We start from the raw sequence: 25,385 nt of genomic DNA on the forward strand, positions 1-25,385 counted from the left end.
CGATGATCAGGCTGAAGCGCCAGGGCAGGCGCGCGATCAGGCCTTTCACGGATTGACCATCCGGATTTCGGTGGGATCGGGAATGCGCATCTGTAGTTGACCGCTGGCCAGGGCCTCGACCCGGCTGTGGGCGGTCCAGGTGCTCTGCTCCAGCAGCAGCCGGCCGTACTCGGCCTGGGCCTTGTCACGGATGGCCATCTCGCCGTAGAGGGTATTGAGCAGTTGGCGATTCCAGTGGGCACTGTAGGCCACCGCCACCGCCGAGAGCAGCACGCCCGCGAAGAGGATCAGCATGACGCTGCTGCCCAAGGGCAGTTTCTTCACGTAGAGGCGGCTCATTTCAGCTTCTCGGCAACGCGCATGACGGCGCTGCGGGCACGGGGATTGGCGGCGAGTTCGCCTTCGCTGGCATAGACCGGCTTGCCCAGCAGACGCAGGGAGGGTTCGAAGACGGTGGCGCGGATGGGTAGGTCGCGCGGCAGTTGGTCGGCCTCGCCCTTGGCCAACCGGCGCATGAATTGCTTGACGATGCGATCTTCCAGCGAATGGAAGCTGATCACCACCAGCCGACCACCCACCGCCAACTGTTCATAGGCAGCCCGCAGGCCCTGCTCCAGATCGCTCAGTTCGCGGTTGATATAGATGCGCAGCCCCTGGAAGGCACGCGTCGCGGGATGCTTGCCCTTTTCCCAGGCCGGATTGGCCTCGGTGAGCACCTTGGCCAGATCGCCGGTACGCTCGAAGGGCTGCACCTCCCGACGCTGCACCACGGCACGGGCCATGCGCTTGGCGAAGCGCTCTTCGCCGAATTCCTTGAACACCTGGGCGATGTCGGCCTCGGGGGCCGTGGCGATCCAGGCCGCGGCGCTCTGGCCACGGGTAGGATCCATGCGCATGTCCAGCGGGCCGTCCTGCATGAAGCTGAAGCCCCGCTCGGGGTCGTCGAGCTGGGGCGAGGAGACGCCAAGGTCCAGCAGCACGCCGTCGACCTGGCCGGACCAGCCGCGAGCGACGAGTTCATCGCCCAGTTCGGCGAAGCTGCGCTGGACGATCTCGAAACGGGGGTCTTCCGCGGCCAGCGCCTGGCCGGCGGCAATTGCCTGGGGATCCTTGTCGAAGCCCAGCAGGCGCCCTTCCCCACCCAGCAGGCGCAGCACGGCCCGGCTGTGACCGCCGCGGCCGAAGGTACCGTCCAGGTAGCGGCCGGCAGGCTGGATCGCCAATGCCTGTACGGCCTCGTCCAGGAGAACGGAGACGTGCTGGAAGACTGGGTTCATGGTCACAGGATCAAATCGCGCATTTCATCCGGCATACCGCCGGGTTCCTTAATTGCCTGGAGATCCGCATCGCACACGGCGCTCCAGGCGTCCTCATCCCATAACTGGAACTTGTTGAGCTGGCCGACCAGCATCACGCGTCGGTCCAGCTTGGCGTAGTCACGCAGACGCGGTGGCACCAGGAAGCGGCCACTGCCGTCGAGTTCCAGGTCCACCGCGTTGCCGATCAGCAAGCGCTGCAAGCGGCGCGTCTCCTCACGTAGCGAGGGCAACTGCCGCAGCTTGCTTTCGATGATTTCCCATTCGGGTAGTGGATAGACGCAGAGGCAGGGGTCGACAGCATCGATCGTCACGATGAGCTGGCCGGCACAACGCTCCATGAGCTCGTCGCGATACCGGCTCGGCATCGCGGCGCGCCCTTTGGCGTCGAGACTGATGGCGTTCGCTCCCCGGAACAATTTCGCGTCCTCTAATAGGCTGTCCTTGCCATTTAATCCCACTTCGCCCCACTTCGTACCACCGGACGCCACTATATTGAGGAGGCCCACTTTCAGTCAAGGTAAGTGAAGGGGTTCCCAGGCCGCGTGGGACGCGGATTTCAAGCAAATTGCACGAGTTCACGGCCAAGACGGACGACATCGATTTCCGACAAACGGAAATGAAGTCAATCAATTGGCGTAATTGATTAAAGTGATGTGTGAAGAGGGAGTTTTGACGCCAGGCGCAGGGGCCTGGGGAGAGGGAGTGCGAGAGCCGACCTGTAAGCCGGGTTCTGTCGAGGACAGTCATTCCTCTGGGACAACCATCGCTGGTTGCCTCTAGCGACCTACCCGAATCCAGCGCGGGCCACGCCTATGGATTCCTATTTGGTCTTGCTCCAGGTGGGGTTTACCTAGCCACGAACTGTTGCCAGCCGTGCGGTGCGCTCTTACCGCACCTTTTCACCCTTACCGGCGCTTGCGCGCTTAGGCGGTTATTTTCTGTGGCACTTTCCGTAGGCTCACGCCTCCCAGGCGTTACCTGGCACCTCGCCCTATGGAGCCCGGACTTTCCTCCCTCGCGATCCTTGCGGATCACGACAGCGACTGCCCGGTCGGCTCTCGCGGCGCAAGGGTATAGAGACTGGTGCCGGATAACAAGGAAAGATGTCCAGGAAACGCCAGTCACTCGGCTTTGCGTTCCAGGGCCAGTTGGTAGAGCAGGTTCTTGCGCGCGCCGGTGATCTGCGCCGCCAGGGCCGCGGCGCGCTTGATCGGCAGCTCGGCCAGCAGCAGGTCGAGGACCCGCAGCGTCTCGGCATCGACCTCGGCATTCTCGGGCGCCGCCCAGCCAGCCACCAGCAGCACGCATTCGCCGCGCTGCTGATCCAGGTCCTGGCGAATCCAGGCGAGCAGTTCCTCGGCGGGCAGACCCCGTAGGGTCTCGAAGGTCTTGGTCAGCTCGCGGCCGAGCACGAGGTGCCGGTCGGGGCCGAAGATGGTCGCCATGTCGGCGACGCACTCTTCGAGCCGATGGGGCGCCTCATAGAAGATGAGGGTGCGCGGATCTTCGCGCAGCGCGGCCAGTCGCCCCTGGCGCCCCACCGCCTTGGCCGGCAGGAAGCCCTCGAAGCTGAAGCGATCCGACGGCAGTCCGGCCGCCGACAGCGCCGCGATCAGAGCACAGGCACCCGGTATCGGCGAGACCTTGATGCCCTGGGCACGGGCCGCCCGCACCAGGTGGAAGCCCGGATCGGAGATCAGCGGCGTGCCCGCGTCGGAGATCAGAGCGACATCGTCCCCCGCCTGCAAACGGGTGATGAAGCGTCCGCCGGCATCGCGCTCGTTGTGATCGTGGCAGGCCGCCAGCGGCGTTTCGATGCCGAAATGACGCAGCAAGCGGGACGAATGCCGGGTGTCTTCGGCGGCGATCAAGGCCACTTCGCGCAAGACCTTCAGCGCGCGTGCGGTGATGTCGTCCAGGTTGCCGATGGGGGTGGCAACCACATAAAGAGTACCCGGCGAAATCATGATGAAACCTGATGGACTGGAAATAGCCCAACAGTGTACGCCGCTCTCGCCCTCGGCGTTCGCAGCACCCGGGTGCTGTGAGACAATCGGCCTCTTTCCCGACCCTTGCTCAGGAACCACCGCATGAAGTTCCGCCTGCGTCCGCTGCTCTGCGCCACCGCCTTCGCCCTGCTCGCCGCATGCAGCAGCACGCCCATGACGAGTACTCTCGGAGAGTTGCCTCAGCCGAGCCAGGCCAGCATCGAGCAACTGCTGAACCAGGCCGGCGCGAGCCAGTCCGAGCAGGCCAACCTGCTGCGCCTGACCGCGGCCGACAAGGCCTATGCCCAGCAGAATTCCCGCGAGGCACGGCAGATCCTCGGCTCCATCAATCTGGAAGGCCTCAAGCCGGCGCAGCAGATGTTCGCCCAGACCCTGCTGGCCCAGCTCGACCTGCTGGACAAGCAGCCGGCGCAGGCGCTCAAGCGTTTCGACCACCCGAGCTTCGCCCAACTGGGCGAGTTGCCGGCCCAGCAGCAGATTCGCAGCGGCCTGACCAAGGCCGATGCCCTGGTGGCCAACAACCAGGCGCTGGCCGCGGCCCAGGAACGGATCTTCCTCGGCCCGCTGCTCGACGGCGATGCCGCCCACGACAACCGTGAGCAGATCTGGCAACTGGTCACCAGCCTGCCGGACGCCCAGTTGCGCCAGAGCGTCAAGGACGCCGACCTCAACGGCTGGCTGGCCCTGGCCGCCGCCACCCGCGGCAACCTGGCCCTGGACCAGCAACTGGCCGCCATCGAGGAATGGCAGAAGCAGCATCCCGGCCATCCCGCCGCCCGGCAGTTGCCCGATGACCTGGAGCGCCTGAAGACCCTGGCCCGCGAGCCGCTCAACCGTGTCGCCCTGCTGCTGCCGCTGCAGGGGCAGCTTGCCGGGGTCTCCCGTGCCCTGCAGGACGGCTTCATGGCCGCCCGCTACGAGGCGCTGGCCGCCGGCCAGACCGCACCGGCCGTGACCGTCTACGACAGCTCCCAGATCGGTACCCTGGACAACTTCTATCGCCAGGCCCAGGCGGCGGGCATCCAGCTGGTGGTGGGCCCCTTGGAGAAGAACCTGGTCAAGCAGCTGAGCGATCGTCCGCAGTTGCCGATCAACACCCTGGCTCTGAACTATGGTGACAGCCAGGGCGCCCAGCCACCGCAGCTCTTCCAGTTCGGCCTGGCCGCCGAGGACGAAGCCCGCGAAGCCGCGCGCCGGGCCTGGGCCGATGGCAAGCGCAGTGCCGGCGCCATGGTGCCCCAGGGTGACTGGGGTACCCGCGTGCTGGCCGCCTTCCAGGACGAATGGCAGAAATTGGGTGGGCGCCTGGTCGCCGCCGAGCGGGTCGGCCAGCCGGTGGAGATCGCCAACCGCATCACCAGCCTGCTGCAGATGCGCCAGGGCATGGACTTCATCTTCCTCGCCGCCACGCCGGCCCAGGCACGGCAGATCAAGCCCATCCTGGCCTACCAGAACGCCCGCGACCTGCCGGTGTACGCCACCTCGAACCTCAACAGCGGGGTGAACGAGCCGGGCGTCAACCAGGACCTGAACGGCATCCTGTTCTGCGAAACGCCCTGGCTGCTCGACCCGAGCAATCCGCTGCGTGCCAAGATCACCGCCCAATGGCCCCAGGCCGGCACCAGCATCGGGCGCCTCTACGCCATGGGCGCCGACGCCTACCTGCTGGCGCTGCACCTGCAGCAGCTCAAGGCACTGCCCAACTCCGAACTGCCCGGACTCTCCGGCAACCTCAGCGTCGCGGCCGATCAGCGTGTGGTGCGCCACCTGCCCTGGGCGGAGTTCCGCAACGGCACGGCCCAGCCGCTGCCCGCCGGCACCGCGCCGCTGCCGGCCACCGATGTGCCGCCGTCGCTCAGTACGCCGTGACCGAGGCCCCGCATCTCAAGCGCGGCAGGCAGGGCGAAGAACGCGCCCTGCACTACCTCCAGGCACGCGGCCTGCAACCGATCGCGCGCAACTGGCGCTGGCGTGGCGGTGAGCTCGATCTGGTCATGCTCGACGGCGATACAGTAGTATTCGTCGAGGTACGCGCCCGCAGGCACACCGCCTGGGGCGGCGCCGCGGAAAGCATAGATGCCCGCAAGCGGCAGCGACTGGTCAACAGCGCCGCCCTCTTTCTGCAATCCGAAGCGCGCTGGGCCAAGCGGCCCTGCCGGTTCGACGTGATCGCGATCGGCCCCGCGGCCGGCGCATCCCCTCAGGCTCTCGAATGGATCAAACAGGCCTTCGAGGCCTGAGGCCCTCCACTGCACAGGTCAAAGATATCGCGATGGACACCCACGCCCGCATCCAGAAACTCTTCCGGGACAGCATCGAAACCAAGCGTCAGGCCATGGAAGTCCTGATTCCTCATATCGATCTGGCCAGCCAAGTCATGGTTGCGGCCCTGCTCAACGAAGGCAAGATCCTCACCTGTGGCAATGGTGGCTCAGCCGGCGACGCCCAGCACTTCTCCTCCGAACTGCTGAACCGCTTCGAACGCGAACGCCCCAGCCTGCCCGCCTTGGCGCTGACCACCGATACCTCGACGCTGACGTCCATCGCCAATGACTACAGCTACAACGAGGTGTTCTCCAAGCAGATCCGCGCCCTGGGTCAGCCCGGTGACATCCTCCTGGCCATCTCCACCAGTGGAAATTCGGCCAACGTCATCCAGGCGATCCAGGCCGCCCACGACCGCGAGATGACCGTGGTCGCTCTCACCGGCCGCGACGGCGGTGGCATGGCCTCGCTGCTGCTGCCCGAAGACGTCGAGATCCGCGTGCCGTCCAAGGTCACCGCCCGCATCCAGGAAGTGCACCTGTTGGTGATCCACTGCCTGTGCGACCAGATCGATCAGCAACTGTTCGGAAGCGAAGAATGAAGAAAGCTCCCCTGCTCGCCCTCCTGGCGCTGTCCTTCGTCGTGGCCGGCTGCAGCAACGTGGTCACCGCCAGCCGCGACAAGCCCATCGACGACAACCGCGGCACCCGAACCCTGGGCAGCACCGTGGACGATGCCCTGATCGAGACCAAGGCCTCGGTCAACATATCCAAGGCCAGCCCAGATCTCGCCAGCTCGCACATCGTGGTGGTGAGCTACAACGGCGTGGTGCTGATCGCCGGCCAGACGCCGCGGGCCGACCTCAAGGCCCTGGCCGAGCAGGCGGTGCGCAGCGTGCAGCGGGTCAAAACGGTCCACAACGAACTGCAGGTGACCGCCAACTCCTCGCTGCTGGCGCGTAGCAACGATTCCTGGCTGACCACCCGCATCAAGACCCAGATGTTCGCGGACGAGGACATTCCCGGCTCGCGCATCAAGGTGGTGACGGAAAACGGCATCGTCTACCTGCTGGGCCTGGTGACCCAGCAGGAAGCCAACCACGCCGTGCAGCTGATCCAGAGCGTCTCGGGTGTCCAGCGCATCGTGAAGTTGTTCGAATACATCAACTGAGCTGGTGTAGCCCATGAAAAAGCCCCGCTCTGGCGGGGCTTTTTCATGGGCGGCTGCAGCTATCAGGCAGCCTGCCACTCGCGCTCGGCTTCATCGCGCGTCTTGACCAGGCGTACCTGGGTACCTTCCACCGACTTCACCCAGCTCAGCGGAATGTAGTGATGCTTGCCCTGGGCGTCTTGATCGCGCTTGGTCAGCTTGATGCGATCGGCGCCTTCCAGATGATCGACGGTGCCCACGTGCTGACCGTCCGAACCGACGACTTCCGCATGCTCTTTGATCTGGGTTGCATCTACCATGGTCGTTTCTCCGGCAGTTTGAAGGGAAAGGCCTCTTGCAGAGCGCCTGCAAGATAGGAGGCGCGGAGCGCCACCGGGGTTCGCCTCTTGCCGACGAAAGGCCAATGACATGGTCATAAGCTCAGAACACTTCGAGGATCCTGCCATGAGCGACGAGCCGAGCAAACTGACGCGCTCCAAGGAACGCTGGGCCCAGGAGGGGCGCTTTCTCACTGGCCACAGCGCGCGCCCGGACAGCGAGCGCCTGCCGCCCGGCCAGCACAGGGTCAACAACTGGCCGGTACTGGACCTGGGCGTGCGGCCGGAGGTCAGTCACGCACGCTGGCAACTGGCGGTGACCGGGGCGGTCCAGCAGACGCTGCGCTGGGACTGGGAGACCTTCGCCGCGCGCGCTACCACCCAGGCGGTCAGCGACATGCATTGCGTCACCACCTGGTCCCGCTACGACAATCGCTGGGTCGGCCTGCCGGTCAGCGAATTGCTGGAGGAAGTCCAGCCGCGGAACGAAGCCACCCATGTACTGCTGCACAGCTACGATGGCTACATCACCAACCTGCCGCTGGCGGACTTCGCTGCGCCGGGCGCCATGCTGGTGCGCAGCTGGGAAGGTCAGCCGCTGACCGCCGAGCACGGCGGCCCGGTGCGGGCGCTGATCCCGCATCTCTATCTGTGGAAGAGCGCCAAATGGCTGCGGCGCATCGATTTCCGGGTCGGCGATACGCCAGGCTTCTGGGAGATGCGCGGCTACCACGACCGTGGCGATCCCTGGCAGGAACAGCGCTACTCGGACGACGCCTGACGCCCACCCGGAGCGTCGCGAGCCAGAAAACGAAGAAGGCCTGGGAGCAAACTCCAGGCCTTTCTCGAGGGCGTCTTCGACTAGGCGTTCAGGGCGCCGCCGGAGCCAGTTGCAGTTCCACCGGCTCGCCGGGATTGAGACTGCGGATGCGGAATTCGTCGCGCTTGAGGCTGAGGATCTCAGTCGGGTAGGTGATGCCTTCCTCGATGAGGTTCAGACCCTTCTCGGTACGCGCCCAGCGCCCCAGCGAGGGCTGGCTGCTCGGCGAGGCCATCACCAGGGTGCCGTCGCTGAGGAAGACGTACAGCATGCCCGGCTCGATGCTGTTGCTGGTCTTGATCTGCCATACCTTGTTGACGAAGCTTTCCTGGGCGGTGCCGGACTTGTCACCCCCGCTCTGACCATAGCCGATCAGGCCCGCCACGACGCACAGGGCGCCTATCGCCAGTACCACTACACGCCAGTAGCGGCGCGCCTTGTCCTGCAAACTCATGTCACTCCTTGGGTGTTCTTCAGGCTGGCCAGATAACTGCCCAGCGGTGGCCGCTCCTGGAAGTAGCCGTGCAGGCCGGCGAAGATCGAATCGGCCAGCTGCTTCTGGTGCCGGCTGTCGAGCAGGCGGCGGCAGTCGCGATCATTGGAGATGAATCCCGTCTCGACCAGGATCGAGGGGATGTCCGGCGATTTGAGCACGGCGAAGCCCGCCTGCTCCACTCGTTTCTGGTGCAGGTTGGTGATGCTCGACAATTGCCCCAATACCTTGTGGCCCAGATCCAGGCTCGAGGAGATGGTGGCGTTCATCGACATGTCCAGCAGCACGCCGGCGAGCATGGGGTCGCGCCCCTTGAGGATTTCGTTGGCGCCGATCAGGTCGACGTTGTTCTCGCTGTCGGCGAGGAAGCGCGCCGTGGTGGAGGTCGCACCGCGCTCGGACAGGGCATAGACCGAGGCGCCGTAGGCCGTGCGCCGCGGCGCCGCGTCGGCGTGCACCGAGACGAACATGTCGGCGTTGTAGCTGCGGGCGACCTCGACGCGCTTGCGCAGCGGCACGAAGAAGTCGTCGTTGCGCACCAGCTTGGCCTTGAAGCCCTTCTGCAGGTTGATGCGGCGCGCCAGGTTCTGCGCCACGATCAGGGCGATGTCCTTCTCGCGATCGCCGCGGGCGCTCAGGGCCCCGGGGTCCTTGCCACCGTGGCCGGCATCGACCACCACCACGATGTCGCGCCCGGTGGCGAGGCCCTTGCCGCGCTTCACTTCCAGCGGCGGCTCGGGATCGACCGGCTTGCGCGCCGCCACGGCCGGTGCACCGGCGCGCTTGAGATCCAGCACCAGGCGATTGGCCGCGCCTTCGCCCGGGCCGAGGATGAAGCTTTCCATTTCCACCGGATGCGCCAGCTCCAGCACCACGCGGGTGTCCTGGGCGCCATAGTGGGCGCTGCGCACGGCCTTCACCGGCGAACCCTGGAGTGCCAGATGGTTGAGCACCGCGGGCGCCTGGGTATCGGCGAGATCGAGAATGATGCGATCCGGTGCCACCAGGGTGAAGGTCTTGTAGCGCACCGGCCCGGTGAGATCGAAGACCAGGCGCAGCTTGTCGGCATCCTGCCAGGCCCGGGCCCCTTTGAGCTGCTGACGCGCAGCAAATACCGGCAGCCCAACGGGCAAGGTCATGCCGGCCAGGATCAGATTGAGCAGACGACGGCGGTTCATGGAGTCCTCGCGAGAAACGAGAAACAGCGAAAGGGGTTACAACATAACGGCAAAGATCGCTCGCCGCCGGTCTCCTGTCAACTGCCATTCGGACAAAATACTCCTTAGAAAACCGTCAGATAGCGTTCGTTTGCAGAATCAGCTTTAGATACAGTCACTTGCCGGGGCGGCAGATGACCCGGTGCCAGGGAAGAACGGCGAGAAGTGCGGCGGAGAGCGAATTTATCGGCGCCGTCATCGTCGAAGGGTCAGGCACTTTCGCCTTTGAAGGGATCATCACCATGAACAAAAAGATTGCAGTCGCGACCGCCTTGTTGGCTGGCACCGTCCTGGCCGGTTGCGCCTCGGTGAAGAACACCACCGACTACACCGTGGGTCGCGTCGAGTTTCGTGAGCAGCCCCTGGTGAAGCAGGTGGAAAAAGGTATGCCCAAGGCCGACGTCCTGCGCATTGGCGGTACCCCGTCGAGCACCTATACCCGCAAGTATCGTCCGGGCACTTGCAACAACTATGTGCTCAACAAGGACGGTAAGGAGCAGGTCTACTCGATCGGCTTCGACAGCATGAACCGCGTCGACAGCAAGGATTTCGAGACCTGCGAAAGCGCCGACCGCGCCTGAGGCCTGGCTCGGACCGGCCATTCGGGCCGGGTGTCCTGAAGGACGCTGGCGGCGTCTGATGGACAGGACGGGAGAGCGGTATCACCATGGGCTCTCCCGTCCACGACCGTTGCGCCGATGTCCTGCACTGCGGAGCGACGCGTGCTCGGCCAACGCCGCCAAGCTTCACCCATCGTTCCAAGGAATTCAGGCATGTCCAGACGTCACCTCATACTCACAGCTGCGGTGCTTTCCCTGACTGGCTGCGGTGGCTATGACTACAGCTGCGATGCGGCCAAGACCGCCGAACAGGTTCGCCAGCAGTACGCCCAGACCATCAACGAGATCTATGCGGACGACATCGCCGCCGGCCAGCCGCCGCTAGATGCCGGCCAGGTCTCGCTGGTGGACATCAAGACCCAGGAAGAACCCTCGGACAGCGGCGATGCGGGCTTCTACACCTGCAATGCCACCGTCGAGGCGACCTGGCCCAAGGCCGCACTGGAGCGCTTGACGCCGGCGGCGCCCCAGTTGGCCAGCGTCGGTGCCATCCTCGAGAACGGCCACCTGCGCCATGCCCTCAGCTACGAATCTTCCCTGGAAGGCGGCGACAAGCAGCGGGTCGACATCACCCTACCCGAGGCCGTGGAGCTGAGTCTGAAGACCCTGGCCGGCCAGGAGCCAATGGACGAGTACCTGGAAGACGCTCCCGACGGTGAACAGGAAGCCCCCTAGGCTTTGCCTTAAAAGTGCCTGACCTTCGCTCGGCGACTTTTTAGACAAGTCCTATCCCCCTGGCGCCGGCCTGCTGTGCAGTTCTGGCGCCCGCGTGTATGATCACGAGTCCCCTCGCCAGCATCCTCCGGCGGGTTCGTGAGCCTGGTGCTCCCTGCGGAGATCCCGCACGGCGTAGCCGCCCTCCGGCCCGGCATTCGTCACTCCGCGTTTGCACCGAGCCCCGCCTGCGCTCACGATGAACTGAACCGTGATCTAGAAAGCCGCCTCGGAGTGCCGCTTCATGCCTGACTATCGCTCGAAAACGTCCACCCAGGGCCGCAACATGGCTGGCGCCCGGGCCCTCTGGCGCGCCACTGGGATGAAGGACGAAGATTTCAAGAAGCCGATCATCGCCATCGCCAACTCCTTCACCCAGTTCGTGCCCGGCCACGTCCATCTCAAGGACCTCGGCCAGCTGGTCGCCCGGGAGATCGAGAAGGCCGGCGGCGTGGCCAAGGAATTCAACACCATCGCCGTGGACGACGGCATCGCCATGGGCCACGACGGCATGCTCTATTCGCTGCCGAGCCGCGAGATCATCGCCGACGCCGTGGAGTACATGGTCAACGCCCACTGTGCCGATGCCCTGGTGTGCATCTCCAACTGCGACAAGATCACCCCCGGCATGCTGATGGCCGCGTTGCGCCTGAACATTCCCGTGGTGTTCGTCTCCGGCGGCCCCATGGAAGCCGGCAAGACCAAGCTCGCCAGCCACGGCCTGGACCTGGTGGACGCCATGGTCATCGCTGCCGACAGCTCGGCCAGCGACGAGAAGGTCGCCGAGTACGAGCGTAGCGCCTGCCCCACCTGCGGTAGCTGCTCGGGCATGTTCACCGCCAACTCCATGAACTGCCTGACCGAGGCCCTGGGCCTGGCGCTGCCGGGCAATGGCTCGACCCTGGCCACCCATGCCGATCGCAAGGAGCTGTTCCTGCAGGCCGGCCGTACCATCGTCGAGCTGTGCCGCCGCTACTATCAGGAGAACGACGAGTCGGCGTTGCCGCGCAACATCGCCTCCTACGCGGCCTTCGAGAACGCCATGACCCTCGACATCGCCATGGGCGGCTCGACCAACACCATCCTGCACCTGCTGGCCGCGGCCCAGGAAGCCGAGGTGGACTTCGACCTGCGCAACATCGATACCCTGTCGCGCAAGGTGCCCCAGCTGTGCAAGGTGGCGCCGAACATCCAGAAGTACCACATGGAAGACGTGCACCGCGCCGGCGGCATCTTCAGCATCCTCGGCGAGCTGGCCCGGGGTGGCCTGCTGCACACCGACCTGCCCACCGTGCACAGCCGTACCCTGGGCGAAGCCATCGAGAAATGGGACATCACCCTGACCCAGGACGAGGCGGTGAAGACCTTCTTCCTCGCCGGTCCGGCCGGCATCCCGACCCAGGAAGCCTTCAGCCAGGCCACCCGCTGGGACAGCCTGGACGACGACCGTGCCGAGGGCTGCATCCGCAGCGTCCAACATGCCTACTCCCAGGAAGGCGGTCTGGCCGTGCTCTACGGCAACATCGCCCTGGACGGCTGCGTGGTGAAGACCGCTGGCGTGGATGAATCCATCCATGTATTCGAGGGCAACGCCAAGGTGTTCGAGAGCCAGGATGCCGCGGTAAGGGGCATTCTCGCCGACGAGGTCAAGGCCGGCGACATCGTCATCATCCGCTACGAAGGCCCCAAGGGCGGTCCGGGCATGCAGGAGATGCTCTACCCCACCAGCTACCTGAAGTCCAAGGGCCTGGGCAAGCAGTGTGCCCTGCTCACCGACGGTCGCTTCTCCGGGGGTACCTCGGGCCTGTCCATCGGCCATGCCTCGCCGGAAGCAGCGGCAGGCGGCGCCATCGGTCTGGTGCGCGACGGCGACAAGGTGCTCATCGACATTCCCCAGCGCAGTATCAACCTGCTGGTGAGCGACGAAGAGCTGTCTCATCGCCGCATCGAGCAGGACAAGTTGGGCTGGAAACCCGTCCAGCCCCGTGCCCGCCGCGTCACCACGGCGCTCAAGGCCTATGCCCTCCTGGCCACCAGCGCCGACAAGGGCGGGGTGCGTGACAAGGCCCTGCTCGGCTGACCGCTCCACCCGGGCGACGGCACCCGCCGTCGCCCTTCCCCTCGCCCTCTCGTGTTTCCCCCACCCGCCTTAGCCTCTCCTTTCGGCGTCGCTCGATGCGCATCCCAGAGCGGTTTCACCGTTGCTTGGCTAGCTATGCGTGTAGAAGCGCGACCTGTGATTCAGCTCACATTTCCTTTTTAGCTGCCCGCTAGGCCGTTGAGTGATCAAAGGCTACCCTCCGTCTGCCGCTGAATTGATTCAGCGACCGGTTTGTAGTCTGGTTACCGCCAATGGTCACACCTTAGAGCTGCTTCAGGAGCACAACTCGGCGTGACCAGGCTGCACTGCTGAACACAAAAACAATAAATTCAGGGAAAAACATGAATAAGAAAAAGGCTATCCCGCTGGCCAGGGTTTCTGCTGCGTCCCTTCTAGGTACTCTCCTCCTCGTCCCCACCGTTCACGCCTTCGAAACCACCGGCTACTTCCGTACCGGCCTGGGTGATTCATCCGGTTCCGATTCGATGCGCTGCTTCAAGTTGCCGGGTGCCCAATCCAAGTACCGTCTGGGTAACGAATGTGAGCAATACGGCGAATTCGCCGCCAAGCAGGACGTGCTGACGCTGGACGATGGCTCCGCCGTCGGCGTCTATGGCATGGCCAGCCTGTACAACCAGTACGACCGCACCCCGACCTTCCACGGCGACAACGGCCAGATCCGTCTGCCCCAGGCCTACGCCTACTGGAACAACGTCGCTGCCCTCAACGGCGGTAACGTCTGGGCCGGCCGCCGTTATTACAAGCGTAACGACATCCACATCTCCGACTTCTTCTACTGGAACCAGAGCGCCACCGGCGGCGGTATCGAGGACGTCAACATCGGCGGCCTGAAATACAGCGTGGCCTTCTCGCGCAAGGACAACCAGAACCAGAAGGACTTCCAGAACCGCTTCGACTTCAACGTCGCCGGCTTCAACACCAACCCCAATGGTTCGTTGGAGATCGGCGTCAGCTACCTGGACAAGCCCACCAACCAGCCCAATGCCAACAGCGGCATCGCGGTGACCCTGCAGCACAAGCAGGCCAACTTCCTGGGCTGGGGCGGCGTCAACACCTTCGCCGTTCAGCGCGGCCAGGGTCCGGGCACCGCATTGGGCAGCACCGGCGATCCGACCCTGAGCAGCTCGGACGTCTCCTACCGGGTAGTGGACTTCTTCGATTGGCAGATCAGCCGCTACTGGGGCGGCCAGGTGGCCGCGGTGTATCAGAAGGACGAACGACCCAACGGCAACGACCTGCGCTGGACGTCCCTGGGTGGCCGACTGGTGTACGGCATCAGCGACCAGTTCAAGTTCTCCACCGAACTGGGCCACGACCAGGTGGAAGCGCCCGGCGGCACCCGCAAGCTGACCAAGCTGACCCTGGCACCCACTTGGTCGCCCAAGGGACCGGAGTTCAAGAGCCGGCCGGAATTCCGCCTGTTCTACACCTATGCTGTGTGGAACCGGGCGGCGCAGAACGCGGCCGACCAGTTCGATCCGGGTTCGGCGCTGTCCAGCACCGGCACCTTCGGCAACGATCTGCATGGCTCCAACGTCGGCTTCCAGATCGAGCAGTGGTGGTAGCCACTCGGCGGCGACCGGCGCCTTCCGCCGGTCGCCCTCTCTTCGTCCCATCCGAGCGTACAACAATGAAAAGAACCGTCTCCCTGTCTTCCTTCGCCGGCTGTGTGCTGGTAGCGGCCCTGAGCGTCGGCACCGCTCAGGCGGCTCCGGTTTCTGCCTGCCTCATCACCAAGACCGACACCAATCCCTTCTTCGTGAAGATGAAGGAAGGCGCCGCCGCCAAGGCCAAGGAACTGGGCATGACGCTCAAGACCTACGCCGGCAAGATCGATGGCGACAGCGAAAGTCAGGTGGCCGCCATCGAGACCTGCATCGCCGATGGGGTGAAGGGCATTCTGATCACCGCTTCGGACACCAAGGGCATCGTGCCCAACCTGCAGAAGGCCCGTGAGGCCGGCATCCTGGTGATCGCCCTGGATACGCCGCTGGACCCGGCGAGCGCCGCCGACATGACCTTCGCCACCGACAACCTGATGGCCGGCAAGCTGATCGGCGAGTGGGCGCGGGATACCCTGGGCGACAAGGCCAAGGATGCCAAAGTGGCCTTCCTCGACCTGAACGCGTCGCAGCCGTCGGTAGACGTGCTGCGTGACCAGGGCTTCATGATCGGCTTCGGCATAGATCCCAAGGACCAGACCCGCATCGGCGACGAGACCGATCCGCGCATCGTCGGCCACGACGTGACCAACGGCAACGAGGAAGGCGGCCGGGCGGCGATGGAGAACCTGCTGCAGAAAGACCCCAACATCAACGTGGTGCACACCATCAACGAACCGGCCGCCGCCGGCGCCTACGAGGCGCTCAAGGCCGTCGGCCGCGAGAAGGACGTGCTCATCGTCTCCATCGACGGCGGCTGCCCAGGCGTGCGCAACGTGGCGGACGGCGTGATCGGCGCCACCTCCCAGCAGTACCCGCTGCACATGGCGGCACTGGGCATCGATGCGGTGAAGACCTTCGCCGACACCGGCGCCAAGCCGGTCCCCACCCAGGGCAAGGATTTCGTCAACACCGGTGTCCAGCTGGTAACCGACAAGCCGGTGCCCGGCGTGCGCTCCATCGACAGCAAGACCGGTTTGAAGAAATGCTGGGGTTGATGCCCCGTCGTTCCAGCTGACCGGAACGGTCGCCCACGCCGAACGCGTTGGCGCGGACGACCGTCCCTCGGCCGTGTTCCCGCTATCAGGAGATTGCCATGAGCGATCCGATCCCGCCCTCCTCGGCCGGCCAGCCGTTCGAGCAGGTGCTCAAGCACAGTGCGACGGAGGTCGCCTCCTTCCACCGCGACGAACGCAGCGCGCTGCTCAGATTCCGTCACTTCCTGCATTCGCGCCCCTCGGCGGTCTCGCTGCTGGTGCTGCTGCTCTCCCTGGGCATCTTCGGGGCGTTGCTGGGCGGTAAGTTCTTTTCCGCCTTCGCCCTCACCCTGATCCTGCAGCAGGTGGCCATCACCGGCATCGTCGGCGCGGCCCAGACGCTGGTGGTCATCACCGCCGGCATCGACCTCTCGGTAGGCGCCATCATGGTGCTGTCCTCGGTGATCATGGGCCAGTTCACCTTCCGCTATGGCCTGCCGGTTGAGCTGTCGATCCTCTGCGGCCTGGCGGTGGGCGCCCTGTGCGGCATGGCCAACGGCTGGCTGGTGGCACGCATCAAGCTGCCGCCCTTCATCGTCACCCTGGGCATGTGGCAGATCGTGCTGGCGGCGAACTTCCTCTATTCGCGCAACGAGACCATCCGGGCCCAGGAGATCGGCGCCACGGCACCGCTGCTGCAGCTGTTCGGCGAGAATTTCCGCCTGGGCGGTGCCGTCTTCACCTACGGCGTGATCGCCCTGGTGGCGCTGGTCGCCCTGCTCTGGTACGTGCTCAACCACACCGCCTGGGGCCGTCATCTCTACGCCGTGGGCGACGACCCCGAGGCCGCGGCCCTGGCCGGGGTCAATGTGCGGCGCATGCTGATCACCGTGTACGGCCTGTCCGGCCTCATCTGCGCCTTCGCCGGCTGGGTCCTGATCGGCCGCATCGGCTCGGTCTCGCCCACCGCCGGCCAGTTCGCCAACATCGAGTCCATCACCGCCGTGGTGATCGGCGGCATCTCGCTGTTCGGCGGGCGCGGTTCGATCCTCGGCATGCTGTTCGGCGCCCTGATCGTCGGCGTCTTCGCCCTCGGCCTGCGCCTCCTGGGCACCGACGTGCAATGGACCTATCTGCTGATCGGCACGCTCATCATCGCGGCCGTGGCTATCGACCAATGGATCAGAAAGGCGGCCAGCTGATGACGACCGAACCTCTCCTCATGGCGCGTGGCCTGGTGAAGCGCTACGGCCGTGTCACCGCCCTCGACCACGCCGATTTCGACCTGCTGCCCGGCGAGATCCTCGCCGTGATCGGCGACAACGGCGCCGGCAAGTCTTCCCTGATCAAGGCCATTTCCGGTGCCCTGCGCCCGGACGAGGGCGAGATCCGTTTCGAAGGCCGGCCGATCCAGTTCGCCTCGCCCATCGACGCCCGGCGCGCCGGCATCGAGACGGTGTACCAGAACCTGGCGCTGTCACCGGCGCTGTCCATCGCCGACAACCTCTTCCTCGGTCGCGAACTGCGCAAGCCGGGGCTGCTGGGCGGACTGTTCCGCACCCTGGATCGCAAGACCATGGAACGCATCGCCCGGGAAAAGCTCTCCGAACTGGGGCTGATGACCATCCAGAACATCAACCAGGCAGTGGAGACCCTGTCCGGCGGCCAGCGCCAGGGCGTGGCGGTGGCGCGGGCGGCAGCCTTCGGCTCCAAGGTGATCATCCTCGACGAACCCACCGCGGCGCTGGGAGTGAAGGAAAGCCGCAAGGTACTGGAACTGATCCTCGACGTCCGCGCCCGCGGCATCGCCATCGTGCTGATCTCCCACAACATGCCCCATGTGTTCGAGATCGCCGACCGCATCCACATCCATCGGTTGGGCCGCCGGCTGACGGTGATCGACCCGCGCGAGCACTCCATGGCCGACGCCGTGGCGCTGATGACCGGGGCTCAGACGGTGGCGGCCTAGACCGCACGCCAGGAGCGCCATCCGGACATCGGATAGCCGCCGGTCCGGGATGGCGCGCTCCTGGGTACATGGCCGCACCCTTGGTAGGCCGCCGGCTGCCGCCCACCGCGAGCGCGTGCCATCGTGCAGGCGAGACCGGCCGTCGCGTCTCTCTGGATTGCTTTCGGAACCCAGGCATAAAACGTCTGATAGCTCGCTGAGAATCTTGATCGAGACACCTTGATGAAAGGATTCAGCCTATGAAAAAAGCTGACAAAACGCTTCAAGTCGTCGCGCCCTCCAGTCGATAAAGGGGCAATGAAAACCAACAATATCGAGAGGTCTGGCCATGCCCTTCGCTCTGTCTCTGAAACAGAAACTTTCGCTGTCCGCCACCGCCGCAGTACTGGTGGTGGGCGTCGGGTTGACGACCATCAACTTCATCGGCACCAAGGCGGCGCTCGAAGCCTCGACGGTCGAACAGCTGAAGACGGTCAGCTTCGTCTTCAACGGCGGAGTGAAGCAGTGGCTCGATGGCAAGGCCGCCGCCCTGAGCGCCCTGTCGGCAGAGACCCAGGACGCGAATCTTCCTGCCAGCCTCAACCAGGTGAAGCTGTCCGGTGGCTTCGATAACGTCTTCTATGCCCGCGACGATGGCAGCCAGGTCAATGCCAATGGCGTCCAGCTGCCGCCGGACAACAACGATCCGCGCAAATGGCTGTGGTACCAGAAGGCTCAGCAGGTGCCGGGCAAGGTGTTCTTCTCCATCCCGACCGTGGCGGCGGCGACCAAGCAGAACGTGCTGTCCCTGGGCTGGGCCCTGCAGGCGGGCGGCAAGACGGGCGCGGTGGTCGGGGCGGATGTGAGCATCCGCGACATCCTCGAGCAACTCAAGCGGGTACAGATGCCGGGCGATGGCAGCGCCGTGCTGGTCAACGGTCAGAATATCGTGCTTGGGCATGAGGACGCCGGCCTGCTGGCCAAGCCACTCACCGAACTCTATCCGATGCTCACCGAGGACACGGTCCGACGCCTGGCCCAGGCACCAGGCGAAAGCTACGTCAAGACTGACGCCGGCAAGCGCCTGTACGCCGCGCCCATGAATCGCGACGGCGAGACCCTGATCATGATCGTCGACGACGGCGTGCTCCTGGCCCCGTTGCAGCGACAGCTCTGGATCAGCATCGCCATCCTGGCCGTGGTGCTGGGCGCATCGCTGGTACTCATCAATCTGCTGTGCAGCTACCTGCTCAAGCCCTTGGGCGTGGTATCGGCGGGCCTGCAAGTGATCGCCGAGGGCCAGGGCGATCTCACCCGACGGATTTCCGTGCAGAGCACCGACGAGGTCGGCGGATTGGCGAGTCATTTCAATCAGTTCGTCGCCAGCCTGCACGGCCTGATCAGAGGCATTCGTCAGCATGCCGAGAACGTGGACGCGGAGTCGCAGAAAGTCCTGCAGCGCAGCGCCTCTTCGACCCAGGAACTCGGGCGCCTGCAGCAGGAGATCACCCTGGTGGCCACCGCCGTCACGGAGATGTCTTCCGCGACCCAGGAAATCGCCCGCAATGCCGAGCAGACGGCCAACGCCATCCGCCAGTCTTCCGAGAGCACCACCCAGGGTCTGAACCTGGTGCAGACCAGCAAGCTGTCCATCAACAGCCTGGCCCGGGAAGTGGACGATGCAACCCGGGTGATCGGTGACTTGGATCATCACTCGCAATCCATCGCCAAGGTGCTTGAAAGCATCCAGAGCATCGCCGAGCAGACCAACCTGCTCGCCCTGAACGCGGCCATCGAGGCGGCCCGGGCCGGTGAGCACGGTCGCGGCTTCGCGGTGGTCGCCGACGAGGTGCGTACGCTGTCACAGCGGACCCAGGCGTCGACACGGGAAATCAACGAGACCATCGGCGCGCTCCAGCAGATGACCCGCCAGGCGGTGCAGCGCATGGACAGCAGCAAGGACATCGCCGAACGCAGCGTGGCCGACGTGGAACGGGCCTCCAGCGCGCTGGAGGAGATCGCCCAGAGCGCCGGGGTCATTTCCGAGATGTCCCTGCAGATCGCCACCGCCGCCGAGGAACAGACCTCGGTGACCGAGGAGATCACCCGCAATGTCATCACCATCAAGGCACTCGGCGATACCCTGGCCAGCGGCGCCCAGGATTCGGAACGGCAATCGCGCTCGCTGCAGCATCACGCCGCCGATCTAAACCGCGACGTGGCGCGCTTCATTCTCTAGGGCGCCCTGGACACCCGCCTGCCATGCTGGCAGGCGGGTATCTTGCCGGTGGAGCTCGGTCGCGGCTGCTGCCGACCAGGCGACGCCCAGGGACGTGCGCATCCGGTAAGATCGGCGCTTTGCCGCGACGACCCGCCCATGTCCCAGTCCCCTCGCTCCGAATTGCTCTACGGTCCCGCAGACCGGCCGCGCCCGCTGATCGCCCTGCTCGCCGCCATCCAGCATCTGCTGGCGATCATCGTGCCCATCGTCACCCCCGGCCTGCTGATCTGCCAGGCGCTGGGCGTCGCCCCGCGCGACACCAACCTCATCGTCTCCATGTCGCTGGTGATCTCCGGCGTCGCCACCTTCGTCCAGTGCCGTCGCTTCGGCCCCTTCGGCGCCGGGCTACTGATCGTCCAGGGCACCAGCTTCAACTTCGTCGGCCCGCTGATCGCGGGCGGGGCCCTGATGGTGAAGAACGGCACCCCGGTGGAAGCCGTGATGGCCGCCATCTTCGGCGTGGTCATGGCCGGTTCCTTCGTCGAGATGGGCGTCTCGCGGGTGCTGCCCTTCGTCAAAAGACTCATCACGCCGCTGGTGACCGGCATCGTGGTGCTGATGATCGGCCTGACGCTGATCAAGGTCGGCCTGATCAGCATGGGCGGTGGCTTCACCGCCCTGGGCAACGGTACCTTCGCCAACGGCGAGAACCTGCTGCTGTCGGGCACGGTGCTGGCGACCATCGTGGTGCTCAACCGCCTCCCGCTACGCGGCCTGCGCAGCAGCGCCATCGTCGTCGCCCTGCTGCTGGGCTACGCCCTGGCCGCCTGGCTGGGTCGGCTGGACTTCACCGGCATGCGTGAAGCGGCCTGGGTGCAGATCCCCACGCCGCTGCATTTCGGCCTGGGCTTTTCCTGGTCGCTGTTCGTGCCGCTGCTGGTGATCTACCTGGTGACCTCCCTGGAGGCCATCGGCGACATCACCGCGACCAGCAAGGTCTCCCGCGAACCGGTGGAAGGCCCGCTGTGGATGCAGCGGATCAAGGGCGGGGTGCTGGTCAACGGCGCCAATTCGCTGCTGGCTGGGCTGTTCAATACCTTTCCCAGCTCGGTGTTCGCGCAGAACAACCGGGTGATCCAGCTGACTGGCATCGCCAGCCGCCACGTCGGCCTGTGGATCGCCGTCATTCTGGTGCTGCTGGGGCTGTTCCCGGCAGTGGCCGGGGTCATCCAGGCGGTGCCCGAGCCCGTGCTCGGTGGCGCGGCCATGGTGATGTTCGGCGCGGTGGCCGCTTCGGGCATCAATATCCTCGCCGGGGTCGAGCTGGATCGCCGCGCGTTGCTGATCATCGCGGTGTCCCTGGCCCTGGGCCTGGGCATCTCCCAGGTGCCGGAATTCCTCGCCCACCTGCCGGCCGGTCTGCGCGCCGTGCTGGAATCGGGCGTGGCCACCGGCGGTCTCTGCGCGCTGCTGCTGAACTGGTTCCTCCCGGAAGCCGCCAAAGCCGCTGACTAGACGAACTTTTTCATCCCGGCGCTGAAGTTCCAAAAAGAGGTGCCGATAGCTTGGGCAAGTCACCTGTGGACTCGCCCACGCGCGTCGTTTCGCGCACCGGCGCGCCACCCAGCAGAGCGCCCATGATCAGCCCGGATGTTCCTGTCGTTAAGGTCCCGCTGCGCGAATATGCGGCCCTGGCGCGCGCCATGGGCGCCACGGTCTTCGCGCAGAACCTTGAGAAGCAGCCCGGTGAACTGGTGGGTTGGCGCTTTCCCAAGGGCTGCTTCGTACAGAAGGCGCATTTCCAGCGGCTGCTGGGACGCCAGCCGGACACCCTCTAGGCGCCGGCTTCCAGCTCTGCCAGCGCCCGCTGCGCCGCGGCCAATTCGGTCTCGTTGAAGACAGAGACCCCAGCGCGCTTCAAGGCCGCCGCCGTGACCCCCTCGCCCGCGACCCGGATACCGCTGAAGCTGCCATCGTAGTTTTCCAGGTTGCCGCAGGACGGACTGCGCGCCTTGAGTACCGCCAGGCGGATGCCGTGACGAGCGATCAGTTCGAGGGCGGCTTCGGCACCGGCGACGAAGGCGGCGGTCACGTCCGCGCCGCTGTCGGTCATGACCGGCCGCTGGCCATCCAGCACCTCCCCACCCTGGCCGCCGGGGATCTCCGCCGGCGGGCGCGGCGTGGACAGGCCACCCGCCACTTCCGGGCAGAGGGGTACGATGCGGCCTTCGGCCTGCCAGACACCCAACAGATCGAAGGGGCCGTGGGCGCCGCCGTCGTAGCGCACCCGGTGCCCCAGCAGGCAGCGACTCACCAGAATCTTTTCCATGCGTCCTCCACGAGCAGACGCCAGTGTACGCCTCAGCCCTGCAGCGGGTTGTCGCCACGTCGGCGGAACCAGCCGGTGAGCGACAGTCGCTCGCGGGTGGCGGGCAGCACCTCATGGGGCAGTTGGCCGGACAGGAAGCACACCAGGCTGCCGCCCAGGGGTAGCACGTCCTGGTGACGCTGCGCGTCCAGGTAAAGACGCAGCTCGCCGCCCTGCTCCGGCAACCAGGCGTCGTTGAGATAGAGCACCAGGGAGACCATGCGCCGGTCATCGTCGCGGAAGCGATCCAGATGGCGGGCATAGAAGGCGCCGGGTGGATAGAGGGCGAAATGGCTCTCATAGTCCTCGAGACCGAGGAACAGGGTGCGGTTGAACGCCTCGCGCAGGGTGTCCATGAATTGCAGATAGCGCTGCACGCCCGGATGGGCGTCGTCCGGCTCCAGCCAGGCGATGTGGTCGCCACGCACCCCTTCGCGAATCAGCGGACTCTCGCCGCGGCCGATGCCGGCGCGTTCCAGTTCGCCCCGGGCGTGGCGCAGCCGGCATTCGGCCGCAAGCTCAGCGGTCAACTCCAGGGGCAGGAAGATGCTCTGCCGTGACCAGCCATGCTCGGCGAGATCGTCGACGATACGTTGCAGCAGGGGATGCTCGGGGTGCAGCGCCATCGGGAAAACCGTGCGGGACCGGACACAGCCGGCGGGAAGGAGAGTGTAAGAGAAGTCCGCCGCTCCTGCGCGCCTGCCAGGACCAGGCGACGAATGCCCGGGACGAGCGCCTCGACAGTCAGCCTGGGGTTGCCGACAATGGCGGACTTTCCGGCTCTGCGCCGCTGTTCGAGGTGTCCATGCGCGTTCTGTTCGCTTCCCTGCTTTTCGCCGTCGCCCTGCCGACCTTCGCCGACGATGCGGTCAGTCTCTACCAGGCCGCGGGCTGGCCCGAGCAGCGCGGACACTTCCGCGACGCCCTGCAGGCCGCCCAGCAACGCTACCAGAACAGCCTGCCGCCGGCGCTCTACCAGAGCCTGGTGGACAACAGCAACAAACGCTACACCGCCGCGGCCATCGACCAGCGCGCCCTCGCCGCCCTGCGGCAGAACCTGCCGGCGGAAGGGCCCGCCCTGCAGTTCTTCCAGTCGCCGGTGGGCCAGAAGGTGGTCGCGGCGGAAATCGCCGCCACCCGCAGCGACCAACTGGCAAAGAACGCCAACGGCGTCCCCCAGATGCAGGCCAGCCCGGCGCGCCGGGCCCTGGCCAAGCGCCTGGCCACTGCCCTGCCAGTGCGTGAGGCCGGCGCCGAGGTGAGCGTGGCCCTGGCGGGCCTCGCGGCCGACAGCCTGAGTTCGATGCTGCCGGGCCTGCTGGGCCAGCAGCAGTCCGGCGGGATGATTGAGCAGCAGCGCCAGAGATTCATCCAGCAGATGAACGCCGGTGACCTGGAAAATACCCTGCTCTATGTCTATCGCACCCTGAACGACAACGAACTCGGCCAGTTCGCCGACTTCGCCAGTTCGCCCGACGGCACGACCTACTACCGGGCGGCGGTGGCCGCCCTGCGCGCCGGCCTGGGTGGCGGCGGCCAGTAGGACGGCTCAGGCGAGGCGCTCGTCCAGCCAGCGGAAGTAACGCCGGCGCAGCGCCTCGGTCTCGTTGACCAGGTGGTGCCGTGCCTCGGGCAGGCGCAGCACCTCGGGCCGGGCGAACTTGGTCTCCAGCACCCCCAGGTTGTGGCGCCAATCGACGGTGAAGTCCTGCTCGCCCTGGATCACCAGGGGCGTGCGGGTGCTGGGGGACGCCGCCTCCAGTTGGGGAATCCAGCGCGCCAGGGCGCCGACCCACTGGGCGGGCAGCTCCCGGGGTTGCAAGCTATCCTGTTGCAGAAACTCGAGAAAGGCCGGATCGCCGGAATTCACCGAGAAACGCCGCGGCAGGGCCCGCACGAAGGGTTTGACCAGGCGATAGGTCCACAGCCCCTGCCGCCAGGCATGGGGGCGTACCAGGGGCGCCAGCAGAACCGTCTCCCCCACTTCCGGCGCCGGCTCTCCCCGTAGCAGATAGTCCAGCAGGATGGCGCCGCCGGTGCTCTGGCCGAGCAGATGCCAGGGCCGCGGCAGGTCCAGGCGACGCGCCTCGGCGATCAGCGCCGCCAAGGCGCTCTGGTATTCGGCGAAGTCATTGATGCTGGCGCGCGCCCCGCTCGACAGCCCATGTCCGGGCAGGTCGCAGGCCAGTACCGCCAATTGGCGCGACAGTGCCCAGTCCACCACGTGGCCATAGAGCCCCATGTGATCGTAGTAGCCGTGCAGCAGCAGCACGCTGCCCCGCGGCGCGGACGGCCACCAGCCCTGCACCGCGAGCTGGTAGTCGCCCGCGGCCAGGCTGCCCAGGGCCACCGTCACCTCCGGTCGCACCAGGCTGTCGGTGAGCCGGTAGTAGCGGCGGTAGCCCTGGTGCTCGGCATCGGGCGGCAGATCGAAGCGCAACGGCACCAACGCCTGGCGCAGCCGGTCTAGATCGAAGGAAGCGGTCATCGCAGCGGATCGTTCAGGCAAGGGCCGACCATGATCGGTGGCCGGGACGGGCGACGACAAGCCCCGGCGACAACCATTACCAATTGTTTCATTAATCGTAAGACAGTTGCCCGCAATGATGACTGAATATTTCACTGCCTAGGCAGTATTCTGGAACCGCTTGATTGCCTGGGCAGATACTGCAATGTCACATTTCGACCGTAGCAACTTTCCCCTGCGCTACTCCGTAGGCCATCTCATCCACCTGGCGAACCAGTACAAGGATCGCCTGCTGGACAGTCACCTCGCGCCGTACGACATCACCGCCGCCCAGTTCAAGGTGTTGCTGCTACTCGCCCGCGACCTGACCGATACCCCGGCCGAACTCAGTCGCTGCCTGTCCCTCGACAGCGGCGCCATGACCCGCATGCTCGATCGCCTCGAAGCCAAGGACCTGCTGCGCCGGGTGCGCAGCCTGAGCGATCGCCGCCAGGTACGCCTGGAGCTGACCGACCAGGGCAAGGCGCTGAGCAGCGAACTCATGCAGATCGGCGTGGATGCCCTCAATGACCTCACCCAATGCCTGGACCGCCAGGAGCTGGATGAACTGGAACGCCTGCTGCACCGGCTGCTCGGCCCCTCCGGCCTGTTGCCCGAGCCCACTGGAGACCTCTGAC

Annotated in this window: 27 protein-coding genes and 1 other RNA gene; 17 read left to right on the plus strand and 11 right to left on the minus strand. The window is 65.7% G+C overall.

Annotation, left to right across the window (positions count from 1 at the left end):
* Positions 1-45: 45 nt before the first annotated feature.
* From ftsL to rsmI, 5 genes are all read right to left on the minus strand, one after another.
* On the minus strand, positions 46-339 hold the full coding sequence (gene ftsL, locus RND78_RS21250) for a cell division protein FtsL (protein ID WP_312731918.1): 294 nt from the start codon (positions 337-339) through the stop codon (positions 46-48).
* Complete coding sequence (gene rsmH, locus RND78_RS21255; RefSeq protein ID WP_312731920.1) at positions 336-1,277, minus strand: 16S rRNA (cytosine(1402)-N(4))-methyltransferase RsmH; 942 nt, start codon at positions 1,275-1,277, stop codon at positions 336-338. Before rsmH ends, ftsL begins: the two co-directional genes overlap by 4 nt.
* A gap of 2 nt (positions 1,278-1,279) precedes the next feature.
* Positions 1,280-1,735, minus strand: a complete 456-nt coding sequence (mraZ, locus tag RND78_RS21260; RefSeq protein ID WP_058763651.1) for a division/cell wall cluster transcriptional repressor MraZ — start codon at positions 1,733-1,735, stop codon at positions 1,280-1,282.
* 287 nt (positions 1,736-2,022) lie between these two features.
* Positions 2,023-2,378: RNase P RNA component class A (rnpB, locus tag RND78_RS21265), an RNA gene on the minus strand.
* A gap of 62 nt (positions 2,379-2,440) precedes the next feature.
* Positions 2,441-3,283, minus strand: a complete 843-nt coding sequence (gene rsmI, locus RND78_RS21270) for a 16S rRNA (cytidine(1402)-2'-O)-methyltransferase (protein WP_409457095.1) — start codon at positions 3,281-3,283, stop codon at positions 2,441-2,443.
* Between the two features lie 126 nt (positions 3,284-3,409).
* Between rsmI and RND78_RS21275 the strand changes: the two genes are divergently transcribed.
* The 4 genes from RND78_RS21275 to RND78_RS21290 are packed head-to-tail and all read left to right on the plus strand — an operon-like array spanning position 3,410 to position 6,763.
* Positions 3,410-5,197, plus strand: a complete 1,788-nt coding sequence (locus RND78_RS21275) for a penicillin-binding protein activator (protein WP_312731923.1) — start codon at positions 3,410-3,412, stop codon at positions 5,195-5,197.
* Positions 5,194-5,568: a YraN family protein gene (locus tag RND78_RS21280; RefSeq protein ID WP_312731924.1), complete on the plus strand. Its 375-nt coding sequence runs from the start codon at positions 5,194-5,196 to the stop codon at positions 5,566-5,568. Before RND78_RS21275 ends, RND78_RS21280 begins: the two co-directional genes overlap by 4 nt.
* Before the next feature lie 32 nt (positions 5,569-5,600).
* Positions 5,601-6,194: a phosphoheptose isomerase gene (locus RND78_RS21285; protein ID WP_058763660.1), complete on the plus strand. Its 594-nt coding sequence runs from the start codon at positions 5,601-5,603 to the stop codon at positions 6,192-6,194.
* Positions 6,191-6,763: a BON domain-containing protein gene (locus tag RND78_RS21290; RefSeq protein WP_059230309.1), complete on the plus strand. Its 573-nt coding sequence runs from the start codon at positions 6,191-6,193 to the stop codon at positions 6,761-6,763. Before RND78_RS21285 ends, RND78_RS21290 begins: the two co-directional genes overlap by 4 nt.
* Before the next feature lie 62 nt (positions 6,764-6,825).
* On the opposite strand, the gene RND78_RS21295 is transcribed toward RND78_RS21290, so the two are convergent.
* Positions 6,826-7,062 (minus strand): DUF2171 domain-containing protein, encoded by a 237-nt coding sequence (locus RND78_RS21295; protein WP_312731930.1) that lies wholly within the window; start codon positions 7,060-7,062, stop codon positions 6,826-6,828.
* Between the two features lie 145 nt (positions 7,063-7,207).
* Here RND78_RS21295 and RND78_RS21300 point away from each other — a divergent pair, with 145 nt between their 5' ends.
* On the plus strand, positions 7,208-7,861 hold the full coding sequence (locus RND78_RS21300; RefSeq protein WP_312731931.1) for a sulfite oxidase-like oxidoreductase: 654 nt from the start codon (positions 7,208-7,210) through the stop codon (positions 7,859-7,861).
* A gap of 88 nt (positions 7,862-7,949) precedes the next feature.
* Here RND78_RS21300 and RND78_RS21305 read toward each other — a convergent pair whose 3' ends face one another.
* Both RND78_RS21305 and RND78_RS21310 read right to left on the minus strand, forming a co-directional pair.
* Complete coding sequence (locus RND78_RS21305) at positions 7,950-8,354, minus strand: hypothetical protein (protein ID WP_312731932.1); 405 nt, start codon at positions 8,352-8,354, stop codon at positions 7,950-7,952.
* Positions 8,351-9,571, minus strand: a complete 1,221-nt coding sequence (locus RND78_RS21310) for an N-acetylmuramoyl-L-alanine amidase (RefSeq protein WP_312731933.1) — start codon at positions 9,569-9,571, stop codon at positions 8,351-8,353. Before RND78_RS21310 ends, RND78_RS21305 begins: the two co-directional genes overlap by 4 nt.
* A 281-nt stretch (positions 9,572-9,852) precedes the next feature.
* On the opposite strand from RND78_RS21310, the gene osmE reads away from it, so the two are divergent.
* The 10 genes from osmE to RND78_RS21360 all read left to right on the plus strand — a co-directional run bounded on the left by osmE (position 9,853) and on the right by RND78_RS21360 (position 21,711).
* The gene (gene osmE, locus RND78_RS21315) at positions 9,853-10,191 is read left to right on the plus strand and encodes an osmotically-inducible lipoprotein OsmE (protein WP_312731934.1); all 339 of its coding nucleotides are present in this window, start codon (positions 9,853-9,855) and stop codon (positions 10,189-10,191) included.
* A gap of 192 nt (positions 10,192-10,383) precedes the next feature.
* Positions 10,384-10,905, plus strand: coding sequence for a hypothetical protein (locus RND78_RS21320; protein WP_312731935.1), 522 nt, complete (start codon positions 10,384-10,386; stop codon positions 10,903-10,905).
* Positions 10,906-11,188: 283 nt separating this feature from the next.
* The gene (gene ilvD / locus RND78_RS21325) at positions 11,189-13,024 is read left to right on the plus strand and encodes a dihydroxy-acid dehydratase (RefSeq protein ID WP_312731936.1); all 1,836 of its coding nucleotides are present in this window, start codon (positions 11,189-11,191) and stop codon (positions 13,022-13,024) included.
* A gap of 362 nt (positions 13,025-13,386) precedes the next feature.
* On the plus strand, positions 13,387-14,631 hold the full coding sequence (locus RND78_RS21330) for a carbohydrate porin (RefSeq protein ID WP_312731937.1): 1,245 nt from the start codon (positions 13,387-13,389) through the stop codon (positions 14,629-14,631).
* 65 nt (positions 14,632-14,696) lie between these two features.
* Positions 14,697-15,725: a sugar ABC transporter substrate-binding protein gene (locus RND78_RS21335; RefSeq protein WP_312731938.1), complete on the plus strand. Its 1,029-nt coding sequence runs from the start codon at positions 14,697-14,699 to the stop codon at positions 15,723-15,725.
* 98 nt (positions 15,726-15,823) lie between these two features.
* The gene (locus RND78_RS21340; RefSeq protein WP_312731940.1) at positions 15,824-16,906 is read left to right on the plus strand and encodes an ABC transporter permease; all 1,083 of its coding nucleotides are present in this window, start codon (positions 15,824-15,826) and stop codon (positions 16,904-16,906) included.
* Entirely contained in the window at positions 16,906-17,673 is a 768-nt protein-coding gene (locus tag RND78_RS21345) for an ATP-binding cassette domain-containing protein (RefSeq protein ID WP_312731941.1), read from the plus strand. Before RND78_RS21340 ends, RND78_RS21345 begins: the two co-directional genes overlap by 1 nt.
* A 328-nt stretch (positions 17,674-18,001) precedes the next feature.
* Positions 18,002-19,891, plus strand: coding sequence for a methyl-accepting chemotaxis protein (locus RND78_RS21350; RefSeq protein WP_312731942.1), 1,890 nt, complete (start codon positions 18,002-18,004; stop codon positions 19,889-19,891).
* Positions 19,892-20,029: 138 nt separating this feature from the next.
* Positions 20,030-21,388 carry a uracil-xanthine permease family protein gene (locus RND78_RS21355; protein WP_312731943.1) on the plus strand — a complete coding sequence of 453 codons (1,359 nt, stop codon included), beginning with the start codon at positions 20,030-20,032 and terminating at the stop codon, positions 21,386-21,388.
* A gap of 122 nt (positions 21,389-21,510) precedes the next feature.
* The gene (locus RND78_RS21360; protein ID WP_059230077.1) at positions 21,511-21,711 is read left to right on the plus strand and encodes a hypothetical protein; all 201 of its coding nucleotides are present in this window, start codon (positions 21,511-21,513) and stop codon (positions 21,709-21,711) included.
* On the opposite strand, the gene RND78_RS21365 is transcribed toward RND78_RS21360, so the two are convergent.
* Both RND78_RS21365 and RND78_RS21370 read right to left on the minus strand, forming a co-directional pair.
* The gene (locus tag RND78_RS21365) at positions 21,708-22,202 is read right to left on the minus strand and encodes a DUF523 domain-containing protein (RefSeq protein WP_312731946.1); all 495 of its coding nucleotides are present in this window, start codon (positions 22,200-22,202) and stop codon (positions 21,708-21,710) included. The genes RND78_RS21360 and RND78_RS21365 overlap by 4 nt on opposite strands.
* 32 nt (positions 22,203-22,234) lie before the next feature.
* Positions 22,235-22,867: a 2OG-Fe(II) oxygenase gene (locus RND78_RS21370; protein WP_312731947.1), complete on the minus strand. Its 633-nt coding sequence runs from the start codon at positions 22,865-22,867 to the stop codon at positions 22,235-22,237.
* A 179-nt stretch (positions 22,868-23,046) separates the two neighbouring features.
* Between RND78_RS21370 and RND78_RS21375 the strand changes: the two genes are divergently transcribed.
* The gene (locus RND78_RS21375) at positions 23,047-23,784 is read left to right on the plus strand and encodes a DUF2059 domain-containing protein (protein ID WP_312731949.1); all 738 of its coding nucleotides are present in this window, start codon (positions 23,047-23,049) and stop codon (positions 23,782-23,784) included.
* A 6-nt stretch (positions 23,785-23,790) separates the two neighbouring features.
* On the opposite strand, the gene RND78_RS21380 is transcribed toward RND78_RS21375, so the two are convergent.
* Complete coding sequence (locus RND78_RS21380; protein ID WP_312731951.1) at positions 23,791-24,729, minus strand: alpha/beta hydrolase; 939 nt, start codon at positions 24,727-24,729, stop codon at positions 23,791-23,793.
* Positions 24,730-24,913: 184 nt separating this feature from the next.
* On the opposite strand from RND78_RS21380, the gene RND78_RS21385 reads away from it, so the two are divergent.
* Positions 24,914-25,384: a MarR family transcriptional regulator gene (locus tag RND78_RS21385; protein WP_059230082.1), complete on the plus strand. Its 471-nt coding sequence runs from the start codon at positions 24,914-24,916 to the stop codon at positions 25,382-25,384.
* The last annotated feature ends 1 nt before the right edge of the window (position 25,385 follow it).

This window comes from Pseudomonas oryzihabitans, assembly GCF_032027545.1.
In the GTDB taxonomy this organism is placed as follows: Bacteria; Pseudomonadota; Gammaproteobacteria; order Pseudomonadales; family Pseudomonadaceae; genus Chryseomonas; species Chryseomonas oryzihabitans_F.